This is a genomic window from Mesorhizobium sp. L48C026A00, assembly GCF_000502375.1.
In the GTDB taxonomy this organism is placed as follows: Bacteria; Pseudomonadota; Alphaproteobacteria; order Rhizobiales; family Rhizobiaceae; genus Mesorhizobium; species Mesorhizobium muleiense.
In genome coordinates this window covers 75,671-97,412 of record NZ_AYWU01000006.1, presented here as the reverse complement: position 1 = coordinate 97,412, position 21,742 = coordinate 75,671, and the positions used below count along the sequence as shown (strand labels likewise).

Genomic DNA, 21,742 nt, shown 5'->3' with positions numbered 1-21,742 from the left:
TTTCACGACGAAGGTACAGCGCAGAACGCTGTCCAGAGATCTTGCTTCCAATCCCTGCGTTGCGGGTCGCGCAGGGCAGCACCTACCGGGTACTTGCGCGTGCCAATGCTGACATAGGCCGGTGCCGCGCACCGTATCCGTGCATGGTGGCTTCCGCGATCCACATATTTGATCGCACCTTTCGCGTCGGTCTCGACCAGACCGATAGCCACCTCAAAGTCATACTCTTTCTCATGAAAGACAGTATCGTTCACGACGCTAAGCTGGACCGACGTCGCATCAGGAAAATGAGCAGTGTAGAAGATCAGTTGCTCCGCCGCCGTCAAGGGCGTAGCCGCCAACACGCCGGCAACAAATGCAATGGCGCGCATTTCGTCCTCCCGAGGACTGAGGAGAAGACTATCATCTCTTGCATCGATATTCGAATCGAATTTATGTTCCTGGTCGCGGGCCATGCGACGCCGATTGCTTGCGCGTCATATGCTGTCAGGCCGTGCAGGCGACGCGTGTGCATGGTTTCACAAGAAGGTCACAAATCCCGGAAACACTATCGCGCGGTGGCTTCCTGTGCCAAAATGTGATCGATGACGAATTCGTTCGGTTTCGGAAGGGTGCTCTTGCTGCTGGCCGTATTCGGGCTGGCCTTTGCACCTTTGGGAGCTTCGTCTTCGAACTCTGCTGTCGCCGGGCCGACATTGTCCATCATGCAGGACGACATGCCTTGCTGCCCGGACGGCAAGCCAATGGTGCCGGAGTGCGCCAAGGATTGCCCGTTGGCCGTTTTGTGCGTGTCGGGGTTGGTCAGCGCCTCCATTGCCGGAACGCTCTCCTTCCTTCTCCTTGCGCCGGTCGGAGACGACTTCCTGAACCGCCGAGACCTGATCCGACCCTCGCTTATCGGGGAACCGCCCCCGAGACCACCCAAAGCCTGACTGGCAAATAGGCGCGTTTAGCGCCGGGACCCGTGCGAACAATGCCGCACGGACCGTTCGCATGGCGTTTGTCATGCTCACGCCGTGCGCAGGCGCGGGACACTGTCAGTCGGAAACATCGATCATGAAGTCGAAACTCGTATTTCGCACCGCGATGCTTGCGCTTGCATCCGTCATTGTCGCTTCCCAAGCGGCCAAAGCAGCGCAAGAGGACTACGAATTCCAGCTCGTTGAGAACGAGATCAAGGAAGGGGGCGGCGCCGTCGTCGCCGTCAGGCTCCTCGACAAGAGGACAGGCTCTCCGGTGAACAACGCTGTCGTATTCGCCACCAGAATGGACATGGCTCCGGACGGAATGGAGACGATGACCGCGCCGGTCGAGGCGCTGCCGCCCGAAGAACTCGGCATCTATCGCTTCAAAACTAACCTCATCATGGCGGGAGGCTGGCGCTTCTCGATCGCTGCGAAGGTCCAGGGCGAGAGCGAAACGGTCGAGCGCCGCCTGGAATTCAAGGCCGTCCAATGAATAAGCTCGGCTCATTCCTGACCCTCGCCGTATCGGCGGCCGGGGCGGGCGCCGGCGGATACTCGGCCGGACAACAAGATCTGTCCGTCTCGGACGTCGTGCAAATGATTGAGACGACCATCCGGCGCCCGCTCGACGCGGGACCGAAGCCGACGACTGCCGATCCGACTCCCTCTGGTCCCGTCATCTACTACCGCCATCCCGACGGAGATCCCGCCTATTCGTCGACGCCAAAGAGCACCGAAGATGGCCGGGATTTCGTCGCGGTCCTGGCGAGCGAAGACGTTAGCTTCGAGGTTCGACCCGAGATGAAAGCAGGCGGCGAAGCGGTGGCGCCGAGCGACCGGAAGATCCTTTACTACCGAAACCCTATGGGACTGCCAGACACCTCGCAGACACCCAAGAAAGACTCCATGGGAATGGACTACATCCCCGTCTTAGACGGCGAGGCGGATGACGGGTCGATCGTCAAGGTATCGGCAGGGAAGCTGCAACGCACAGGCGTGAAGACAGCGCTTGCCACCAAAGGCGCGATTGTGCGCCCGGTCCGTGTTCCCGGCACAGTCATGCTGGACGAACGCCGCGTGAGCGTCGTGTCGATCCGCACCGAGGCGTTCCTCGAGGAGGTGGCGGCCATCACCACAGGAGATGTAGTCGAGCAGGGTCAGCCGCTCGTGCGCTTTTATGCCAAAGAAATCGCCGCAGCCGGGGCGCTCTACGCTGCTGACCTGAAAAGCGGTGGCGGACGCAAAGCCGCCACCGGAAGTTTCCAACGCCTCGAAAATCTCGCCGTCCCGGTCGAGGCGATCGAGGAAATCGAGAAGACGAAGAAAGTGCCGATATCGGTCACGCTGACGGCCCCCCGAAGCGGCGTCGTCCTCGAACGGATGGCCGTCGACGGGATGATGGCCAACCCAGGAGAAACGCTGTTCCGGATTGCCGATGTGTCCGTCGTTTGGGTAGTGGCGGACGTGCCGGAATACGAGTTGAGCTCGGTTCGGGTCGGGGACAAGGCAGCTGTGCGCATTCGCAGCCTGCCGGGCAAGGTGTTCGAGGGCACGGTTAGCCTGATCTATCCCGAAATCCAGGGCCAGACGCGCACCGCGCGGCTGCGCATCGAGCTGCCCAATCCCGATCGGCTGCTAATGGCGAACATGTATGCCGAGGTCGAGGTCGCCACCGGCGCGACCGAGCCGGTCGTGACGGTTCCTGACGGTGCCGTCATCGACACGGGCGCGCGCCAGATCGTGATCGTCGACAAGGGTGACGGCCGCTTTGAGCCGCGCGACGTGAAGATCGGCCTGCGCGGCGAACGCATGACCGAAATCATGGAGGGCATTGTCGAGGGCGAACGCATCGTCGTCTCGGCGAACTTCCTGATCGATGCCGAAAGCAATTTGAAAGCAGCCCTCAGCGCTCTGACGCCTGCGGAGGCGCAGCCGTGATCGCGAATCTCATCGCCTGGTCGGCCCGCAATCTTGTTCTTGTCTTCTTTGGCACGACGCTCGCAGCTGCCGCAGGGATTTATGCGGTCCGGACCTTGCCGCTCGACGCCATACCGGATCTCTCCGACGTCCAGGTCATCGTCTTCACCGATCATCCGGGCCAAGCTCCGCAGGTGGTCGAAGATCAAGTCACCTATCCGCTGACGACCTCAATGCTCACCGTTCCAAGATCCAAGGTGGTCAGGGGCTTCTCCTTCTTCGGTGTGTCCTTCGTCTACGTGATCTTCGAAGACGGCACCGATCCCTATTGGGCGCGAAGCCGAGTGCTCGAATATCTGAACGCGGCCGCCAGCCGTCTGCCCGATGGCGTCTCCCCGGCGCTCGGACCGGACGCGACGGGCGTCGGCTGGGTTTACCAATACGCCGTCGTTGCCAAGGAATTGTCGCTCGCGGAACTCCGCTCCCTGCAGGACTGGGTCGTGCGCTTCGCAGTCTCGAAGGCGGACGGCGTGTCCGAGGTCGCGAGCGTCGGCGGCTTCGTCAAGCAATACTCGATCGTGGTCGATCCGGCGCGAATGCGGGCCCAGGGTGTGACGCTTTCGGAGATCGGCGAAGCGGTCCGCACCAGCAATATGGACACGGGCGGGCGCACGGTTGAGATTTCCGAGTTCGAGTTCATGGTGCGTGGACGTGGCTACCTGAAGAGTGTGTCCGACATCGAAAGCATCGTGTTGAAGTCGGTCAGCGGCGTACCGCTGCGATTGGGTGACGTCGCCAAGATCGAGATCGTGCCTGACGAACGGCGCGGCATCGCCGAGCTCAACGGCGAGGGCGAGGTTGCGAGCGGCATCGTGCTGCAGCGGGTCGGCGCCAATGCGCTGACCGTCATCGAGAACGCCAAGGAGAGCCTGGCCGAGATCGAAAAGAGCCTTCCAGGCGGGGCCGAGATAATGCCGGTCTACGATCGGTCGGAACTCATCGACGCTGCGATCGAGACTTTGAAGTCGACGCTGGTGGAAGAGAGCATTGTGGTCGCCCTCGTCACCATCGTCTTTCTGCTTCATGTGAGAAGCGCATTGGTCGCCATCATCATGTTGCCCGTCTGCATCCTGATGGCCTTTGCCGCTATGAAGCTGCTTGGTCTCGGCTCCAACATCATGAGCCTGGGCGGCATCGCGATCGCCATCGGCGCGATGATCGACGCGGCGATCGTCATGATCGAGAACGCCCACAAGCACCTGGAACGCGCGCCTCCGGGCAAGCCCCGCATCGAGGTGTTGATCAAGGCTGCAGCCGAGGTAGGCCCAGCGCTGTTCTTCAGCCTTCTCATCATCACCGTCTCGTTTCTGCCGATCTTCACGCTAGAAAGCCAGGAAGGCCGTCTGTTCGGTCCGCTCGCCTTCACCAAGACCTTCGCCATGGCGGCGGCCGCGCTGCTCTCGGTGACGCTGGTGCCGGCCCTGATGGTGATGCTCGTGCGCGGCCGCATCGTGCCAGAGCACAGAAATCCGCTCAACAGGCTGCTTATCGGGCTCTACCGGCCGATCATCGCCGGCGTGCTGAGGGCAAAGACGTTCACGATCCTGCTCGCGATTGCCGCCCTTGCTGTGACCGTCTGGCCGGCGCGCCAGCTCGGCAGCGAGTTCATGCCGAGTCTCGACGAAGGAACGCTGATGTACATGCCGACGACGCTGCCGGGCCTGTCCGTCACGAAAGCCGCCGAACTGATGCAGATGCAGGATCGGATCATCAAGTCATTCCCTGAGGTAGAGTCTGTCTTCGGCAAGGCGGGCCGGGCACAGACCGCGACCGACCCCGCGCCGACCGAGATGTTCGAAACGATAATCAACCTGAAACCGAAGTCGGAATGGCGGCCCGGAGTCACATCGGAAGGTCTGAAAACCGAGATGGACGCCGCGCTGCAGTTTCCAGGTGTTTCAAATGCCTGGACCATGCCGATCCGCGCCCGCATCGACATGCTGTCGACGGGCATACGCACGCCCGTTGGGGTCAAGGTCTACGGCACCGATCTCGCTCAAATGGAAAATGTCGCGCGCCAGATCGAGGCGGTACTGAGGGCCGTGCCCGGCACGTCCAGCGCCTATGCCGAGCGGGTGATCGGAGGTTACTATCTCGATATCGTTCCCGACCGGACCGCCCTCGGCCGCTATGGGCTGTCGGTCGGTGACGTGCAGGATGTGATCTCCATGGCGCTCGGCGCAAAGGTCATCACGTCAACTGTCGAGGGCCGTGAACGTTATGGCGTTGCGATCCGCTATCCACGCGCCCTCAGAAGCGATCCCGGCGCGATCGCCCGCGATGTGCAGATCGCGCTGCCTGGCGGCGGCTTCGTGCCCCTCGGGGAAGTCGCCAAGGTCGAACTCACGCGCGGCGCGACCTCGATCCGCACCGAGAACGGACAACTTGCAGTCTACATCTTCGTCGACATCGCCGGCCGTGATCTCGGCGGCTATGTTGGCGAGGCGCAACAGGCAGTCGCCGCAGAAGTAAAACTGCCGCCAGGTTATTTGGTCGCCTGGAGCGGGCAGTTCGAATATCTCGAACGTGCCCAGGCGCGGCTGAAGATCGTCGTCCCGCTAACGCTCGCGCTCATCTTCCTGCTGCTCTACCTCAACTTCCGCGCGCTGACCGAGACGCTGATCGTCATGCTGTCGCTGCCATTCGCAATCGTCGGCGGCATTTGGATGATGTGGTGGCTGGGCTTCAACATGTCGGTCGCGGTCGCGGTGGGCTTCATTGCGCTCGCTGGTGTGGCCGCCGAAACTGGGGTCATCATGCTGATCTACCTCGACAACGCGTGGAGCGAAGCGAGGGCCAGATGTGCGGCCGAGAAGCGGAGTTTGACTAGGATCGATCTCAACGAGGCGATCATGGTCGGTGCAGTGGAACGGGTGCGCCCGAAGATGATGACCGTCGTCGCCATCATGGCGGGCCTCCTGCCGATCCTGTGGAGCACGGGAACCGGATCGGAGGTCATGCAGCGCATCGCCGTCCCCATGATCGGCGGCATGATTTCTTCGACGATCCTGACGCTCGTCGTGATTCCCGCCGTCTACGGCATAGTCAAGGGCTGGCGGTTGCAGATCCGGAGTGCGGTCGAGGAGCCAAGAGCAGACTTTCGGGTGAAGTTGGCCGCGGAATAAGGGCGAAAAATGATGGATCAGATGATGTCGGGCGGAATGTGGGGAATGGGCTTGGCAGGCTTCATCCTCCTCGTCCTTGTCGCGCTGGCAATCGCCGTCTTGGTCAAGTTCGTGTTCTTCAGATGACATTCGCAGTAGCGAGGGCGCGCGGTCTGAACCGGGCGCCCTCTGATGAGATCTACGCCGCCATTTTCCGGCAACTCTCTGCACAGCGACGGCAGGTCTCTACGCATTCCTGCATGTCACCGAGACGCTCGCAGTCATCCGCACATTTGTTGCAGATCTCCGCGCATTCGCCGCAGGTATGCTTGTGGTGCTCGGAACCGATGAGCATGAAATGCGCCGACGTCCGGCAGATCTCGGCGCACGCCATCATCAACGTGAAGTGTTGTTTTTCGGTGTGTTGACCGCCCAGTTCCAGGCAGTGGCCCATCGCGGTCGAAAGGCACACGGAATAGCAGCGCAGGCATTCGTCGATGCAGCTTTTCATTTCGGGGCTAAGGTGATGCATGGGGGTGTCCTTTTTTCGATTCGAGGAGCGCGCTACAGGCGCCTCCTAACGATCACTTTGCGTTGGTTCTCAAGCCACTGCTTGAACTCGGCGATTTGGGAAATTGATGGTCGTGGTCCAGCGCGTTGGCGCTCCAGACAGAAGCAAACCGACAGCGAAGCAGATGAAAAAAGCTGCCTTCGCCCGCCGAAGTATCCGCAAGAGTGCAATGCATGACATGCTGCGTAACGGAAGCGCGAAAACTTTGTTCCGATGCGGCGGGCGCGGGTGTCGACGGAGCGGCTGCTTCTAACGCTGCGGAGCCGTCGACCCCTCATGCTGCTTCCGCCACCCGTACGGGGTCAGGCCCCGCGGCTTGTATAGCGACAGCGCCGCAGGCACGAGCAACACGAGCAGCCCTCCCGCGGCGTGGATCACAGGTGATATCCTCAGTTCCCGAAGATCAACGCTGGAAAACGTCGTCTCTGCTGCGATGTCTGACAGATAGCCAATCAGATTCAGCTGAAGCAGCAGGACGACGGTGACAAGAATATTCAGCAGAAGCTTCGCCACGACCCAGTAGTGCCGGAACAGGCCCCAATTGGTGCCCAGCGACACGACAAGCCCGGTGACCAATGAGGCGAGAACCAACGGGACGATGACATACCAGGCGGTCAACTCCATCGCGAGATAGGCTGCGCGCACCATCTGCGAATCCTTGGCTGCCAGGCCGGCGACGGCGAGAGCCAGGAAGCCTGCGACTGCGCCGAGCGTGCCGACAGAGGACGTGACATGCGCAGTGAGGGCTAACTTGCGAACGCCGGGTGCCATAATCATCGTTGTTGCACGCCGGTTTCTGTAACGCCGGAGGACGGCATGTGCCGGCCGGGACCGTGGGGCCCGCCGATACCGGTGAAGACCACAGCGACAACCAGCAGGACCAGAATGATCGCGACGATCCCCGACACTTTCACCCAGCGCGGTGCGCCGGGGTAGGGGGGCAGGTCGGCCATGTCCGTTCCTCTATCGTCTGTATCGACATATAATGGCGCTCGATTTTATCGAGACGCAATGTCTATATCAAGCCACGATGTCTCTTATCTCGACAAAGCTGCCACGTCAGGTATGTTGGGGTGATGCCGAAGCTATGGAATGAAACCATCGATGCGCACCGTCGGGCGGTGCGCGATGCGACCCTCGATGCCACCGCGGCGCTGGTGGCCAAGCATGGACTGCTGTCGGTGACGATGTCACAGATCGCCGAGGAGACGGGAATCGGTCGTGCGACGCTGTACAAGTACTACCCCGACGTTGAAGCGATCCTCGTCGCCTGGCATGAACGTCAGGTCGCCGGCCACCTCGAACATCTGATTGCCATCCGGGATGAGGCTGGCACCGCTGGCGAGAAGCTCAAAGCTGTGCTCGAGGCCTACGCGTTCATTTCTCACGAGCACCACAGCACCGAACTCGCGGCGCGCCTGCATCGAGGCGAGCACGTCGCCCAGGCGCAGCAGCAGCTCAGCAATTTCATCCGGGACCTGCTCGCTGAGGGTGCAAAGACCGGCGGCTTCCGGGATGATGTCGCGCCCGGCGAGCTTGCAATCTTTTGCCTCCACGCTCTCGCAGCGGCCAGCAGCCTGCCATCCAAAGCAGCGGTCCGCCGGCTCGTTGCGGTCACTCTGGCCGGGTTGCGGCCTCTATGCGCCAGCCACAGGTGAACGTGGAGCCGTCATCACATTGCCTCACGCCACGCGCTCCATGCTGACCATACGCACGAGGAATTGCGTAGGAGTTAGCTAATGCAGGATCTGGGCCAGAAATAGCTTGCTGCGCTCGTGGTGCGGGCTCGAGAAGAACTCGGCCGGTGTGTTGATCTCGACGATTTCACCCTGGTCCATGAAGACGACACGGTCGGCCACCTGTCGGGCGAAGCCCATCTCGTGGCTAACACACAACATGGTCATGCCCTCTTCGGCCAGCGAAACCATGGTGTCGAGCACTTCCTTGACCATTTCAGGGTCGAGCGCCGAGGTGGGCTCGTCGAACAGCATGATCTTCGGGCTCATGCAAAGCGAGCGCGCCATGGCCACCCGCTGCTGCTGGCCGCCTGAAAGCTGCCCGGGATATTTGTGCGCCTGATCCGGGATTTTCACGCGATCGAGATAGTGCATGGCGACCTGCTCGGCTTCCTTGCGGCGCATATTGCGCACCCAGATCGGCGCCAGCGTCAGGTTTTCCAAAATGGTCAGGTGCGGGAACAGATTGAAGTGCTGGAACACCATGCCGACATCGCGGCGGATTTCATCGATCTTGTTCAGGTCGCCGGTCAGTTCAATACCGTCCACGACGATGCGGCCCTGCTGGTGCTCTTCCAGTCTGTTGATGCAGCGGATCATGGTGGATTTGCCTGAACCAGACGGTCCGCAGATCACCAGTTTTTCACCGCGCTGGATGGTGAGATTTATATTTTTCAAGACGTGGAGGCCCCGTACCACTTGTTCACGCCGACCATCTCGACGGCGGTGGGATCGTTTGTCATGGGCAGGGATGGAACGTGCCGGATGGCAGATACGGAAGTCGACATTGCAGCATTCCTAGTGAGCGGCCGGGCCCCGCCGCTCCAGGAAATCGGCGAAGCGGGCGAAGGAGAAGGACAGCGCAAAGAAGATCGCGCCAATGAAGAGAAAGGTCTCGGCGGCCGGCGACGGCCATTCGGGGTCGGCCAGTGCAGCCTTGCCTGAACTGATCAGGTCGAACAGCCCGATGACCAGGACAAGGCTCGTATTTTTGATCATAACGATGATGGTGTTGGCGAGCGCAGGGATCACCACCCGGATGGCTTGGGGCAGGATGACGAGACGTTGTGTGCGCCAAAAGGGCAGGCCGAGCGACGCTGCTGCCTCATACTGCCCGTTCGGGATGGCCTGCAGGCCGCCGCGGATCACTTCGGCGAGATAGGCAGCCGCGAAGATGGTGAGCGCGACAAGCGCGCGCACGAATTTGTCGGGCAGCAGCGCCTCGGGCAGGAACAGCGGCATCATGATCGACGCCACGAACAGGATGGACAGCAATGGCAGTCCACGCACGGATTCGATCAGCACCACCGCGCCGACCCGGACGGCCGGCAGCGTCGAGCGCCTAGCCAGCGCGAGCAGGATGCCGACCGGAAAGGCGATGCCGATGGCGACGACGGTCAAAATCAGCGTCACCGGCAGGCCGCCCCAGGATGAAGTCGGCACTTCGGCCAGTCCGAAGCCTCCCCCCATCAGCCAGAAGATCAAAGCGAACGCCGCCACCCAGAGCGCCAGCAGTCGTGACGTCCAGCTCGCCGGACGCACTGACCAGCCGAGCAGCGCCAGAATGAGCAGGCAAACAATGGCTGGGCGCCAGCGTTCGTCGAACGGATAGATGCCGAACAGAAGTTGACCGGATTTGGCATAAATGAAGCTCCAGCAGGCTCCAGTGGCCGCTCGGCAGGCATTCGGGTCGGGGTCGAAGAGCACCGCATCGATCACCAGCCAGCGCAGCATGGGCGGCACGGTGACGAACAGCAGCGCGGCGAACAGCAGCGTGAGCGCGGCGTTGAGCGGTGTGCCGAACAACAGCTTGGCTAGGCGCCGCAGGCCGGCGAACCGGAAATGGTCCGGCGTTGCCTCGGAGGACATGGGAAGAGACATGGCCATGGTCACCGCTCCACGATGGCGATGCGGCGGTTGTACCAGTTGGCCGCGCTCGACAGGGTAAGATTGAGGGCGAGATAGGCGCCGAGGATGATGAAGACGCCTTCGATCGAGTGGCTGGATTTGCTGATGATGGTATTCATCACCGCGAGGAAGTCCGGGTAGCCGACGGCGATCGCCAGCGTCGAATTCTTGACGACATTGATGTACTGGCTGTTGAGCGGCGGGACGATCACCCGCAGCATCTGCGGGATGACAACCAGCCGCAGGATCTTGCCACGTGACAGGCCGAGAGAATGGCCGGCGTCCCACTGGCCACGACCGACCGACAAAACACCGCCGCGTACGATCTCGGCCACGAAACCGGTGGTGTAGATCGTGAGGCCGATGAGGATGGTGCTGAGCTCGGGCGTCAGTTCACCGCCGCCCTGGAAGTTCGAACCCGTGAAGACCGGGAAATCGACGGCGAAGCGAATATCGGCGAGCCACAGTCCCACGACGCCGGCAGCCAGGATCGCCGGCACAACCAAGGGCGGCAAGCGACCACTCCGGGCGAGACCGTAGCTGAGCGCGGCGAGCGTCAGGGCGAACAGGATGATCAGCGCGCCTGTCAGGCCGATGTCGATGCTGATGGCCGGCACGACGAAGCCGCGCATGGATGCGTAGACACCGGGCAGCGGATTCAGTGCTTCGCCGACCGGCGGCAGCACCTTCCACCACAACGAATAGAGGAAAATCAAAAGGACGATCGGCGGTGAGTTGCGGGCTATTTCAACCCAGACCCGGCAGGTACCCGCTGCCAGGGGATTGCTGCTCAGCCGGGTGATGCCGACGACGAGGCCAAGGGCGGAGGAGAAGAAGATGACAAGAGCGGAAATGAAGACCGTGTTGGCCAGCCCGACAACGATCGCCCAATAGTAGGGATCGCGCGATTTATAGGTGAGGATGGCCTCGGAAATGATGATCCTGGACGGCATCGTCAGGAAATCGAAGCCAATCGGGATACCGCGCGCCCTTAGATTGGCGAAGGTGGTCGAGACCAGCAGCGCAGCGAAAGCGATGACGGTCGTCACCAACACACCTTGAATGATGATCGATCTGGTCTTGGCTTCGCTTAGCATACCGGCCTCGGTTCATCAGTTGAAGGGAGGGGCGCGCGCTCGGCACGCCCCGACCAAGGCTCAATCCCATGGGAAGGGATAGTTGAGACCGCCGTCTTTCCACAGCGCATTCATGCCGCGTTCGACCTTGAGCGTGCTGTCCTTGCCCAGGTTCCGGTCCCAGATTTCGGCATAATTGCCCATCTGCTTGATGACGTTGTAGGCCCATTTGTCGTCCAGCCCGAGCGGCGCGCCAAAGCCGGGCTCTTCGCCAAGCACCCGTTTGATCTCCGGATTGCCCGCAGCGAGCTTTTCATCGACGTTCTGCGCGGTGATGCCGTTCGCTTCGGCCCAGAACAGGGCGTTCATTGTCCAGCGCACCACGTCGAAGAGCTGGTCGTCGCCGCGCGCGACAGCCACGCCATTGGGTTCAGCGGCGTGGCCGACCTTGAGGATGTCGTAGTCGTCCGGATTCTTGGCCACCGAGGCACGCTGGCCTGCCGCGGCGGTGCCGTCGGTTACGTAGGAGTCGCAACGACCACCGAAGAAAGCGTCGCGCGCCTGAATGGTCGAGTCGTAGTAGACCATCTTCATGGAAATCCCAAATTCGTCCTCGGTTTCCTCAATGGCCTTTTCGGTCAGGGAGCCGCCGCCCTGCAGGCAGACGGTCTTGCCGTCGAGCAGTTTCGGCTCAGTGATGTTGTCGGCCTTGCGCACCAGCACACCGTCCGTGTCGTAGAGGTTGATCCAGACGAAACGGACAACCGTATCCCGGGTAAATGTGATGGTGGATGTGCGCGACAGGATGTCGATCTCACCCGTCTGCAGTGCCGGGAAACGTTGGCCGGCGTTGAGCGGAACGTAGCGGATTTTGTCCTTGTCGCCGAGGATGGCGACCGCGAAAGTGCGGCAGATGTCGGAATCGAAACCGCGATAATAACCTTTCTCATCCGGTCGGGAGAGGCCCGGAACGCCCTGGCTAGCGCCGCAGCTGACATAACCGCGTTCCTTGATCTTGTTGACAACGGCCTGTGCCGCCACGTCACTGATGCCGGAAACCACGCCGGCTAGCCCGATTGCCACACTGGCGAGCCACTTTAAACTTCTGCGTTTCATCTTCATTCCCCTTGTTGTTGAGGTTCTTGTTATTCGGCAGCCTTGGCACCGGCCAAGGCAGCTCCGTTCCGCCGGGCTTCGGCAAAAAGGTCGAATGCTTGGGAAAGATCGGCCAGCAGGTCGTCCAATGCCTCGAGGCCGATCGACAGGCGCCAGACGGGACCTGGCTTCAGCCAGTCGAGGCTTGCCCGGTTTTTTCGCGGATCGCTAACGGCGATCAAAGAATGCACGCCACCCCAGCTCGCGCCGAGCCTGAACAGGCGCATGCGACCGAGAACCTTTGATTGGAGCGAGGCCAGTTCCGGCCGCAGTACGAAGGAAAACATACCTGCCGAACCGGCAAAGTCGCGTTTCCAGGCGGCGTGGCCGGGATGGTCCGGTAGGCTCGGGTGAAGGAGCTGGGCGATTTCGGTCCGCACCGACAGCCACTCCAAGATGCTGCGGGCTGTGGCGTCGGCGTGTCGCATGCGCACCGGCATGGTCATCAAGCCGCGCTCGCATAGCGCGCAGTCCTCTGGCGAAACGCCATAGCCGAGAAATCGCGCCGTATCCTTGAGGCGCCGGAAAAGAGGCTCATCACGCACGGCGAGCGAACCCATCAGCAGATCGCCATGGCCGCCGGCATGTTTGGAAAGCGCCTGCATAGAGATGTCGACGTTGTGGTCGAGCGGCTTGAACAGCAGGTGCGAGGCCCAGGTATTGTCCGCCGCCACCAATGCGCCTGCCTTGTGAGCTACTGCCACGATGGCCGGCACGTCCTGCACCTCCAAGGTGGACGAGCCCGGCGATTCCACCCACACCAGCCGTGTCGTGTCGTCAAGCAGCGCAGCTATTCCAGCGTCGAGCCGGGAATCGTAGGAAACGGCGTGGATGCCGAGCGGCCCCAGAAAACGGGCCATCAGGTCGCGCGCCGGACCGTACAGTGTTTCAGGCATAAGCACCCGGTCGCCGCCACGGCAGGTGGCCATGGTCGCCAGCACGATGGCGGCCATGCCGGACGGGACGACAAGCGCGCGCGTCGCGTGCTCCAGCATGGCGATATGATCTTCCAACTGACGGCTGGTCGGCGTGCCGTAGAGCCCGTAGCTGAAGCCGTCATACAGACGCTCGACGCGACGTTCGAAGGATTCCAGATCGTCGAAGACGACGGTCGACGCACGCTCGACAGGCATCGCGAGCGACTGGAACGGCTCTTGCGAACGCTTGGGAGGATGGACATGGGAGGTGTCGTCGCGCTGGGTCATAGGCAACCATAGCCATCTCGCCCATTGCTATCTATGACCGCAACGATAAAGTTCATCCGTTTTTGATATGGCTTATCCATGAACCTGCACGACGTCGATGTCTTCAACGCAATCATGATCACGCGCGGCGCTGGCGCTGCCGCAACGCTGCTCGACACCTCGCAGCCAGCGATCAGCCGCTCGCTCGCGAAGTTGGAGGCCGAACTCGGCTTCAAGTTGTTCGACCGCATCCGCGGCAGGCTGGTACCCACGCGCGAAGGCGAACTTTTCCATGCCGAAGTGAAGGCTAATCTGGTCGGTCTCGACCGGCTGAAGCTGCGAGCGGCCCAGATCAAGGAAGTGGGCACGGGGACGATCCGTGTCGCCAGCCTGTCGGCACTGGGGCACGGGCTGGTGCCGCGCGCCATCGTGGCCTTTTCGCGCAAGCATCCGCAGGTGCGCATCAGCTATCAGGTGCGCACCTCCAATGTGGTGCGCGATCTGGTGGCATCAGGCAGTTTCGACATCGGGCTCGCCGCTGACGAGGTGGACACGAGCGGTGTGCTCCACAGCGTCTTCAACACGCCGCGCGCGGTTTGCGTGATGCCAAAGAACCATCGACTGGCGGTGAAAGCGGTGATCACGTCGACCGATCTGGCCGACGAGGCGTTCCTGGCATTGTCGCCGGAGGACACGGTGCGGGTTGCGATGGACAAGGTCTTCGCGGCGCATGGCGTGCGCCCGCGCATCCTGATCGAGACCCCCTACGGCCTAACGATCGCCATTCTTGCTGCAAAAGGGATGGGAATCGGCCTGGTCAATCCGTCCGTTATCGCCGACCGCATGATCGCTGGCATTGTCGCAAGACCCTTCGAGCCGGCGGTTCATTTCCGAGCGCTGATCCTGCGACCGCCAGACGGCATCAACTCGGTTCTGACTACCGATTTCACGGCGGAGCTCTATGCCGCGCGCAATATGCTGTCGCCCAAAGAGTAGGCAAGGAAGCACGGTCCATAGGCGAGGCGGGCAATACCTGTCCCGCGTAAAGTAGTGCCCTTCTATCCACGGCCCTTTGCAGCATTCCAGACAGGATCGACATCACCGCTCAGGGAACGGGACCGAGAGGAGACTTTGTCACCGCCTCCTGACCTGTGAGAGGCTGTTTCGGTCAATTCTTCCGGTTCTCGAACTGGAGGGTTGCGGGGACTCGGTCGTTGGCCAAATCTCTGAATGGCTCGTTTCGGCGCAATGGCGCCGGGTGCATGTCTTTTCACGATGTTGCCGCCGACTCTACGATGAGAGCTTTGCAGGCCTAGGCGAGGGGAGAGTGCTACGCTAGCTTACCACTGACTTCGATCGGAATCTCTGCTGTTTGTACTATTCCAGCAGAACGAATCGGATCGATGCGTGGGGAAAAATCGCACGTCGGCGCGCAATATCGCGCCCTGGCGTAAAAGGCGGTGGCTCCCCGGGCCGAACGAAACTGCGAACTATGTGCTGCCGATTCCCCTCGAAACTACGCCACAGCCCACGATCAGGATTCGGAAGCGTGATCGCGATCGCGCCGAGCGGATCCGGCTTGCCGGTGGTCCGAAGCCGAAATTGAGGGAACGCGCCGTCCGGCTCGCTCTTGAGAATCTGGACGGGCCAGGGCCGCGGACATCGTCGCAGGCCCGCTGGCGACAGCGAAGAATCTACTGGAAGTCCCCTTTGCGCCCCTAAGCGGGCATTGGACATCACCCTTGCGCACGGCGCAGATTGCCGGGACGCCACCCTAGGCATTCAATCCCCGGTCGAGCGCGCGCTCTGAACGCTCGGTTTGTTCGAGCGCCTCGTCCATCGCTGAGGTCACCCGACTGATGTGACCCTCATAGCTGATATCGAGCTCGAAGCGCGCGAAGCGAGCGCCGCACAACTGGGAAGCAGGTGATCCCGCAACAGCAGGGCGAGCATGCAGGTCTCCGGAGCGATGGAAGGCTGGCCTGCTCGGGCGGAAACGCTTCGCTTCCGGAAGGAACCGCAGCTGATGCGGCCCCGTGAACGGATGGGCGATGCAGCGCAATGATTTGCGCATTTTTACAATCGCTTCCCCGCCGCGCCCTCTAGCCTCATCTCATCACAACACGCCTGAGTTGAGAGATGAACCGCCGTCTCTACTCAGTGGCTTCACCAGCAACTCCACCTTCTCACAGGAGACCTCTGCCATGACCAAACCGACAGCTTTCGAAATTGCTATACCCGAGGCCCAGCTTGCCGACCTGAGATATCGGCTCTAACACACGCGCTGGCCGGATGAGCCGACCGATGCGGGCTGGGCCATGGGAACCAATCTCGACTATATGAAGCGGCTGACCGATTACTGGATCAATGACTACGATTGGCGGCGGGCAGAGGCGGGCTTGAACGCGCTTGCCAAATTTCAAGGTCAGCATCGACGGGATCGAGCTGCATTTCGTCCACCAGCCCTCGAAGAAACCGGATGCGACTCCGCTCCTGCTGCTGCTTGGCTGGCCGGACTCGTTCTATCGCTACCACCGGGTGATCGAGCCGCTGTCCGAGGACTTTCATGTCATTGTCCCCTCCATTCCCGGCAGCGGCTTTTCCGGCAAGACCGCCCTCCCGATGGACACGGTCGCCGATCTGTTCGCGCGTCTGATGACCGAGACGCTCGGTTATGGAAAATTCATCGCTGCGGGCGGCGACGGCGGATCCATCATCTCGATGTCACTGGCCCAGCGTCACATCCGGAGGTGCTGCTCGGCTATCACGTGACCGATGTCGGCTATCCGGACCAGAATACCGATTTCGCCGCCCTGACTCCGCCTGAACAAGCTTAGCCGGCGCCATCCGGCAATGGTTCTTTACCCACGGCGCGTTCAATCTGATGCACGCGACCAAGCCACAAAGCCTGGCGTTCGCGATGAACGACTCGCCGGTGGGCATCGCGGCCTAGATTATGAGTTTCATGGCCGGAATGGGCGTCGGTGACGAGGCGGATGCGCGGTTTGGCCGTGACGACCTGCTCCCCAATATCATGATCTATTGGCTAACCGAGACGGCGCCCTCATCTTTCCGGGTCTATAACCAGAATGCGATGCAGCCGCCGACCATCAAGGGCAAGAACACCAACGTTCCGGTTGCCGTGGCCAGCGAAGCGCCCATCCCCGGTGGCGTGCGCCTTCCGCGTGAATGGGCGGACCGCCAGACATCGGTTCCACGACATGGAGAACGCGGAGCATTTCGCGGCCTGGGAGGATTCTAGCTTCTTTGTCGGCGACATCCGCCAGTTCGCGGCGCTCCTGTAGGGCTGATCGCGGTAGCAGGCCTGAACTCCATGGGCGCGTCAACGGGCGCATCACGGTCACCGATATCAGGTGATCCACGACTAGCGCCGCGGGTTGCAAATCAACCCGCGGCCGCCGTCCGATCAGGCAAAAACGCGCTTCATGACGAGGGGGCCGCGCAGAATGTTATCCAGAGATTCTCTTTCCAATCGTCAGGTGCGGAACGGCTTAGAGGCATCTCTATAGGATATCTTCGCGCGCCCACGCTCACCATACGCCGGATAATTGCAGCGAACGCGTGCACGATGCTTGCCGGTATCTTCATACCTGATGGCGCCGTTCGCGTCTGTTTCGACTAAGCCAATAGCGACGTCGAAGTCATAGTCCCCATCTCGCGAGACGCTGTTGTTCAGGATGCTGAGCTGGACCGAGGTGGCATCTGGAAAACTGGCAGTGTAAAAGATCAGTTGCTCCGCCGCCGTCGAGGGCGTAGCCACCAACACGCCGGCAAATAATGCAATGGCGCGCATTTCCTCCTCCTGGGGAGGCGAGACCATTGCCTCTCGCGTCGACATTCGATTCACTGTTCCAGGCAGTCGGCCGAGGCACTCAGATGCGTTTTGCGTTGCATGTCTTCTTCCTTTCATTATCTTGAGTCAGGACCATCAATGGCAAATCCTCCGCGCCGACCGACAAATCCAATGGCTGCCGCCGAAGCCGCGTTCAAGCCTGCCAAGAAGCCGGCCGCACCGGCTCGCGAATCCGCAGCTGCTCCAAATGTCAGAGAGCTTGTTTCAATCAGGATTGATCGAGCTGTCCTGGATTATTTCCAGGGCGACGGACCGGGCTGGCAGGACCGTATTAACGACGCTTTGCGGGCCATGGTCGAGAAGCGGATCGTCGCCGAGGACGACCGTCCGGACGACATCACCTGAGCATCGCAGAGCCGCCGGGCGGAGCTGGCGGCGGCCCACGAAAGGCGCTCTGCCCGAAGCAAAATGAGCACCGGGCGATATCCCCCGGCATTTAGGACGGGATCAGTGAAACGCCGGTGGTTGCCACTATGGCGACTGCTCAGCGGCTTATTCGTTCCGGAGAGCCCTCTCTGGGAATTTGAGCTTCCACGTCTCGATCAGAAACAGGCTTACGGCCCTAGCGCTGTGGATCGCAAGCCGTGCGATCCTCGCGTCGACCCGCTTAAACCCGCGTTCGCGACCATGTGCGTCGCCGCCGTGGGTTCGCAGCGCACCGATCGACTGCACCGCGGTTATCAGACCAGACAGCGTATTGCGCACATCCTCGGCGATTGCATCAGGTAACCCTTCTTTGGTCGGTGATAGTCCCAGCGGTTCCCGCACGGCGCGATAGAGGCCAGAGATATCTTGCTTCGCCGGCAGATCAAGATTGCTCTCAATCAGTATCGATCGACACACGCTCTCGACGACCGAGCATGCCGCCGTAACCGCATCCTCGGGATCGCGCTCGGCGCTATCCAAGGCGCGTTGGAGATCGCGCTGGACCGTATCGAGGTCGAGGGCCTGAATAGCCGCTGAGAAAGCGCTCACGATTGGGGGCATGTCGCCCCAAATTGACGAGACGTACGTGCATGCCATCACGTTCAAGCCGCAGATCGTCGAAGGCAAGCCGCGCATTGAGATAGTCCATTGCTTCGGCATGCCAGTCGTCGTGACCAACATAATCTCGAGGATCGGCTCCCTTGATTAAGAGCTTCTCGTATAGGTCATCAGCATCGGGAAACATGCCAGCCGACATCAGTGCGCGGACGGTCTCCGAAACGCGCGACGTGCCTTCGAGCTCGTAGTGCAGCCCATAGTTCTTGAGGAGAGTCTTCAGCTTCCAGCCTTGGCGGACTACTACTACATGGCCGACATTGCCATGCTACGATCGAAAGCCGTCCGTCTGCTAGCAGCCGCAAGGCCGTCCTCGGAAAGGCGCCCCATTCCGCCAGCAGAGGCCAACATTCCCTTCATCCAAGAGCGGATGTTGGAGCATCCATCTTCCTGGCTCGTCGATCGGCCGCGAAATAGCGGCACCAGCCGCACCAGCCTACCCAGACATGACCGGCCACGAGGTGGTCGCCGGCGCCTTGACGAAGATTGCAAATAGTTCGCGCTGAGAGGATATGCGCATCTTGGCATAGATATTCTTGCGGTGGATGCGGACCGTCCCGGCTGAGATGCCCAGCAGGTTGGCGATCGACTCGGAGGAGTGACCTTCAAGAACGAGGCCGACGACCTGCAGTTCTCGTGGGGTCAGCGGCGGCATGCCGCGTGCCTCCAATGCATCCTGCACGGTGCGCCGCATCACTGCCTTGTCGTCTTCGACCGGCGTCGCGGTCTTGAGCCTTTCGTCGGTGCGCCAGTGCATCTCAACGATGCGCCGGACCAAGGGCTCGACGATACGCAGCGTGCGCAGGTCGTGCGCGGTGAAATTCTGGCGGCTGGGCGCGCGCATCAGCGACGTCGCTACGATCCACCCGTCCTTGCCGGGGGAGAAAAAGGCGATCTCGTCGACCGGTCCGGTCTGCACATAATAGGACTTGTAGTATTCGCTCTTGTAGAACTGGTCGGGCGCAAGGTCGGACAGCCGGTAAACTCCCGACCGCGTGCCGTTCGCCGTCGCCTTATAGAACGGATCGAGTAGGTAAGGCCCGATCTCGTATTCCCGAACGTGGATGTCGAACTGCTTCGGGGCGAAGGTGTGGTGCACGCACAGCGGCTTGCCCGGGCCGCTATAGGCGAAACTCACCGTGTAGTCGAATGGTGCGAGACGATGGATGGTTTTGGCGAATGCGTCGGGGAACTGGTGCGATCCCACCTGCGCGAGAAGTTCGCCAAGGGCGTCAAACCATTCGGGATGCGACAGCAGGCGCCTGCCTGACGCTGCTGCAGAGGCTTCGTCCCTCACCGTCGCTCCTATCCCCAAATGCATATGCGTTTTGGATTACACTGTAAGGGAAATATCCCATGATCGGCATGCTCTTATAGGCTTTGTCTAGTTTGTGGAATATGCCTTCTTCGTACCAAGAAGCTACGCAGGCAGGCGTCGATAGCATATACTGACACCCTGAGGCCTTGCGGACCTGAGGCCTCGCGGACAAGTCGGGCGATTCCGCGCGCAGTGGTGGAGGACTTGAATGGCGGATCGCCGCCAACACGCCATAGATCTCACGGGCGGCCCGGGCACGGCCCGATCCCCCGGCGGACCAGCATTCAAGCCCAGCCAAGTTGGACAGCACCGCAACGACAATTAACCAAAGGGGAATCTCGATGTTTGGAGACAGTTCACGCCTACGCATGCTGATAACGGCACCGGCGCTCGCGGCATTCGCGACGCTCGGCATTGCCGGACAGGCCGGTGCCTGGACGCTGGAGGAAGCGGCGGCGCCGTACAAGGGAACCACGATCCGCACTATTGGCGAGGCGCTGCCGCCGCTCGAGGCGATGAAGAAGCTGGCGCCCGAGTTCGAGAAGCGCACCGGCATCACGGTCGAGATCGAGATGTATGAGGCGTCCGAGACCGCCAGCAAGGTGATGCTCGACCTCAACTCAAAGCGCGGCCGCTACGACTTCATCCTCCAGCAGCACCGCAATGTCGGCAAGTTTGTCACCAACGGCCATGTCGAGCCGATCGAGCAGTTTATGACCTCGGCGACGCTGCGCGACCCCGAGTTCAAGCCGGAGGAACAGTTGTACCAGGGTCTCTGGAAGGAAATCTCTTGGTACGGGGGCAAGGCCTATGGCTTCCCGTTCACCGCGCTCACAATGTACGCTTGGTATCGGTCCGATCTCCTGACCGACACCAAGGAGATGGACGGCTTTAAGGCCAAGTACGGCTACGACCTCGGCCCGGCGCAGGACTGGAAGCAGTATCGCGACATCGCCGAATGGTTCAACCGCCCTGACCAGGGTCTCTACGGCACCGCACTGCAGGGCAAGCGCCACGAAGCGCTGTGGTACGAGTGGCTGAACTTCCTCTACTCCTTCGGCGGCGACATGCTGGAGGTGAAGTCGGGCTCCGAATGCGGCCCGGTCATCGTCAACAGCCCCCAGGCCATTGCCGCGACCGAATACTACAAGAGCCTGATGGCCTTCTCGCCACCGGACACGCTCAACTACTTCTGGGACGACGTCATGGCGTTGATGCAGCAGGGCAAGGTCGCCGAGCTCATCATGTGGAACGACGCGACCTACGCCGTCGCCGTCGATGAGAATGTGTCGACGGTCGTCGGCAAGATGGGTTTCGACATCGTGCCGCAGGGTGAAGGCGGCAAGGTCGCTCAGGTGGAGGGCTGGTCATACCTCATTCCAACGGCGTCCAAGAACAAGGAGGCCGCATACCTCTTCATCCAGTGGATGCTGGAGTACGAACAACAGCTCAACCAGCATCTGAATGGCGGCGCTTCCGCAAGGCCAGATGTTTATGCATCCGCCGAGGTGCAGAAGCTGCCGTATGCCAAGGCATCGATGGCGTCCAATGAGGTGGCCAAGCCGAAGCCTACGATCCCGCAGGCGAGCGAGATGACCGACATCCTAGTGCGCGAATTGTCCTCCTATCTCGCCGGCGAGAAGGAAGCAAAGGCGGCGCTCGATGAGTCGGCCAAGGAGATCTCGGCGCTGCTCGGGGCCTGCGCACCGATGAAATATCCGGTGCAGTGAGGGCTGCTATCCTAATCCCGTGGGGACAACCCCCGGGAGAACGCCGGGCATATCATGACCAAAGGCACTCGACCTTCGCGCGGACAGTTCCTGCTCGACCGCG

General features: G+C 61.2%; 22 protein-coding genes and 2 pseudogenes. 10 read left to right on the top strand and 14 right to left on the bottom strand.

The window, feature by feature from the left end; all coding sequences use genetic code 11:
- Nucleotides 1-2 precede the first annotated feature (2 nt).
- Nucleotides 3-455 carry a hypothetical protein gene (locus X738_RS54510; RefSeq protein ID WP_245277634.1) on the bottom strand — a complete coding sequence of 151 codons (453 nt, stop codon included), beginning with the start codon at nucleotides 453-455 and terminating at the stop codon, nucleotides 3-5.
- 92 nt (nucleotides 456-547) lie between these two features.
- The gene (locus X738_RS54505) at nucleotides 548-814 is read right to left on the bottom strand and encodes a hypothetical protein (RefSeq protein ID WP_023798536.1); all 267 of its coding nucleotides are present in this window, start codon (nucleotides 812-814) and stop codon (nucleotides 548-550) included.
- Nucleotides 815-1,056: 242 nt separating this feature from the next.
- On the opposite strand from X738_RS54505, the gene X738_RS54500 reads away from it, so the two are divergent.
- From X738_RS54500 to X738_RS54490, 3 genes are read left to right on the top strand one after another with little or no spacing between them, the layout of a single operon-like run.
- Nucleotides 1,057-1,458 carry a FixH family protein gene (locus X738_RS54500; protein WP_023798535.1) on the top strand — a complete coding sequence of 134 codons (402 nt, stop codon included), beginning with the start codon at nucleotides 1,057-1,059 and terminating at the stop codon, nucleotides 1,456-1,458.
- Complete coding sequence (locus tag X738_RS54495; protein WP_023798534.1) at nucleotides 1,455-2,903, top strand: efflux RND transporter periplasmic adaptor subunit; 1,449 nt, start codon at nucleotides 1,455-1,457, stop codon at nucleotides 2,901-2,903. The genes X738_RS54500 and X738_RS54495 overlap by 4 nt, the downstream gene beginning before the upstream one ends.
- A complete protein-coding gene (locus X738_RS54490) occupies nucleotides 2,900-6,067 on the top strand; it encodes an efflux RND transporter permease subunit (RefSeq protein ID WP_023798533.1) in 3,168 nt (1,055 codons plus the stop codon). The genes X738_RS54495 and X738_RS54490 overlap by 4 nt, the downstream gene beginning before the upstream one ends.
- A gap of 178 nt (nucleotides 6,068-6,245) precedes the next feature.
- Here X738_RS54490 and X738_RS54485 read toward each other — a convergent pair whose 3' ends face one another.
- From X738_RS54485 to X738_RS54475, 3 genes are all read right to left on the bottom strand, one after another.
- Entirely contained in the window at nucleotides 6,246-6,578 is a 333-nt protein-coding gene (locus tag X738_RS54485; protein ID WP_023798531.1) for a four-helix bundle copper-binding protein, read from the bottom strand.
- 288 nt (nucleotides 6,579-6,866) lie between these two features.
- Nucleotides 6,867-7,388: a hypothetical protein gene (locus X738_RS54480; RefSeq protein ID WP_306454943.1), complete on the bottom strand. Its 522-nt coding sequence runs from the start codon at nucleotides 7,386-7,388 to the stop codon at nucleotides 6,867-6,869.
- A gap of 2 nt (nucleotides 7,389-7,390) precedes the next feature.
- Nucleotides 7,391-7,570 carry a hypothetical protein gene (locus tag X738_RS54475; RefSeq protein ID WP_023798529.1) on the bottom strand — a complete coding sequence of 60 codons (180 nt, stop codon included), beginning with the start codon at nucleotides 7,568-7,570 and terminating at the stop codon, nucleotides 7,391-7,393.
- 123 nt (nucleotides 7,571-7,693) lie between these two features.
- Here X738_RS54475 and X738_RS54470 point away from each other — a divergent pair, with 123 nt between their 5' ends.
- Nucleotides 7,694-8,275, top strand: coding sequence for a TetR/AcrR family transcriptional regulator (locus X738_RS54470; protein WP_023798528.1), 582 nt, complete (start codon nucleotides 7,694-7,696; stop codon nucleotides 8,273-8,275).
- Nucleotides 8,276-8,353: 78 nt separating this feature from the next.
- On the opposite strand, the pseudogene X738_RS54465 reads toward X738_RS54470, so the two are convergent.
- The 5 genes and pseudogenes from X738_RS54465 to X738_RS54445 form a co-directional block, all read right to left on the bottom strand.
- Nucleotides 8,354-9,096: pseudogene (locus X738_RS54465) on the bottom strand (amino acid ABC transporter ATP-binding protein).
- A 55-nt stretch (nucleotides 9,097-9,151) separates the two neighbouring features.
- Entirely contained in the window at nucleotides 9,152-10,240 is a 1,089-nt protein-coding gene (locus X738_RS54460; RefSeq protein ID WP_245277633.1) for an amino acid ABC transporter permease, read from the bottom strand.
- A gap of 2 nt (nucleotides 10,241-10,242) precedes the next feature.
- On the bottom strand, nucleotides 10,243-11,310 hold the full coding sequence (locus X738_RS54455) for an amino acid ABC transporter permease (RefSeq protein WP_245277632.1): 1,068 nt from the start codon (nucleotides 11,308-11,310) through the stop codon (nucleotides 10,243-10,245).
- Between the two features lie 108 nt (nucleotides 11,311-11,418).
- On the bottom strand, nucleotides 11,419-12,453 hold the full coding sequence (locus X738_RS54450) for a transporter substrate-binding domain-containing protein (protein ID WP_036269618.1): 1,035 nt from the start codon (nucleotides 12,451-12,453) through the stop codon (nucleotides 11,419-11,421).
- 29 nt (nucleotides 12,454-12,482) lie between these two features.
- Nucleotides 12,483-13,697: a trans-sulfuration enzyme family protein gene (locus X738_RS54445; protein WP_023798524.1), complete on the bottom strand. Its 1,215-nt coding sequence runs from the start codon at nucleotides 13,695-13,697 to the stop codon at nucleotides 12,483-12,485.
- A gap of 78 nt (nucleotides 13,698-13,775) precedes the next feature.
- Between X738_RS54445 and X738_RS54440 the strand changes: the two genes are divergently transcribed.
- Nucleotides 13,776-14,672 (top strand): LysR family transcriptional regulator, encoded by an 897-nt coding sequence (locus X738_RS54440; protein WP_023798523.1) that lies wholly within the window; start codon nucleotides 13,776-13,778, stop codon nucleotides 14,670-14,672.
- 778 nt (nucleotides 14,673-15,450) lie between these two features.
- On the opposite strand, the gene X738_RS54435 is transcribed toward X738_RS54440, so the two are convergent.
- Complete coding sequence (locus X738_RS54435) at nucleotides 15,451-15,750, bottom strand: hypothetical protein (RefSeq protein ID WP_023798522.1); 300 nt, start codon at nucleotides 15,748-15,750, stop codon at nucleotides 15,451-15,453.
- A gap of 244 nt (nucleotides 15,751-15,994) precedes the next feature.
- Here X738_RS54435 and X738_RS89025 point away from each other — a divergent pair.
- The 3 genes and pseudogenes from X738_RS89025 to X738_RS85990 form a co-directional block, all read left to right on the top strand.
- Nucleotides 15,995-16,042, top strand: a pseudogene (locus X738_RS89025) (hypothetical protein); the annotation flags it as partial.
- 43 nt (nucleotides 16,043-16,085) lie between these two features.
- Entirely contained in the window at nucleotides 16,086-16,448 is a 363-nt protein-coding gene (locus X738_RS85995) for an alpha/beta fold hydrolase (RefSeq protein WP_023798521.1), read from the top strand.
- Between the two features lie 193 nt (nucleotides 16,449-16,641).
- Nucleotides 16,642-16,938 (top strand): hypothetical protein, encoded by a 297-nt coding sequence (locus X738_RS85990; RefSeq protein ID WP_198032797.1) that lies wholly within the window; start codon nucleotides 16,642-16,644, stop codon nucleotides 16,936-16,938.
- Between the two features lie 234 nt (nucleotides 16,939-17,172).
- On the opposite strand, the gene X738_RS54420 is transcribed toward X738_RS85990, so the two are convergent.
- Nucleotides 17,173-17,490, bottom strand: coding sequence for a hypothetical protein (locus X738_RS54420; RefSeq protein ID WP_245277631.1), 318 nt, complete (start codon nucleotides 17,488-17,490; stop codon nucleotides 17,173-17,175).
- 138 nt (nucleotides 17,491-17,628) lie between these two features.
- Here X738_RS54420 and X738_RS54415 point away from each other — a divergent pair, with 138 nt between their 5' ends.
- Nucleotides 17,629-17,895: a BrnA antitoxin family protein gene (locus X738_RS54415; protein WP_023798519.1), complete on the top strand. Its 267-nt coding sequence runs from the start codon at nucleotides 17,629-17,631 to the stop codon at nucleotides 17,893-17,895.
- 147 nt (nucleotides 17,896-18,042) lie between these two features.
- Here the strand turns inward: X738_RS54415 and X738_RS54410 are convergent, their stop codons facing one another.
- Both X738_RS54410 and X738_RS54405 read right to left on the bottom strand, forming a co-directional pair.
- On the bottom strand, nucleotides 18,043-18,654 hold the full coding sequence (locus X738_RS54410) for an abortive infection family protein (protein WP_198032796.1): 612 nt from the start codon (nucleotides 18,652-18,654) through the stop codon (nucleotides 18,043-18,045).
- 373 nt (nucleotides 18,655-19,027) lie between these two features.
- The gene (locus X738_RS54405; RefSeq protein ID WP_051407774.1) at nucleotides 19,028-19,888 is read right to left on the bottom strand and encodes a helix-turn-helix transcriptional regulator; all 861 of its coding nucleotides are present in this window, start codon (nucleotides 19,886-19,888) and stop codon (nucleotides 19,028-19,030) included.
- A gap of 362 nt (nucleotides 19,889-20,250) precedes the next feature.
- On the opposite strand from X738_RS54405, the gene X738_RS54400 reads away from it, so the two are divergent.
- Nucleotides 20,251-21,639 (top strand): sugar ABC transporter substrate-binding protein, encoded by a 1,389-nt coding sequence (locus X738_RS54400; RefSeq protein WP_084833675.1) that lies wholly within the window; start codon nucleotides 20,251-20,253, stop codon nucleotides 21,637-21,639.
- The last annotated feature ends 103 nt before the right edge of the window (nucleotides 21,640-21,742 follow it).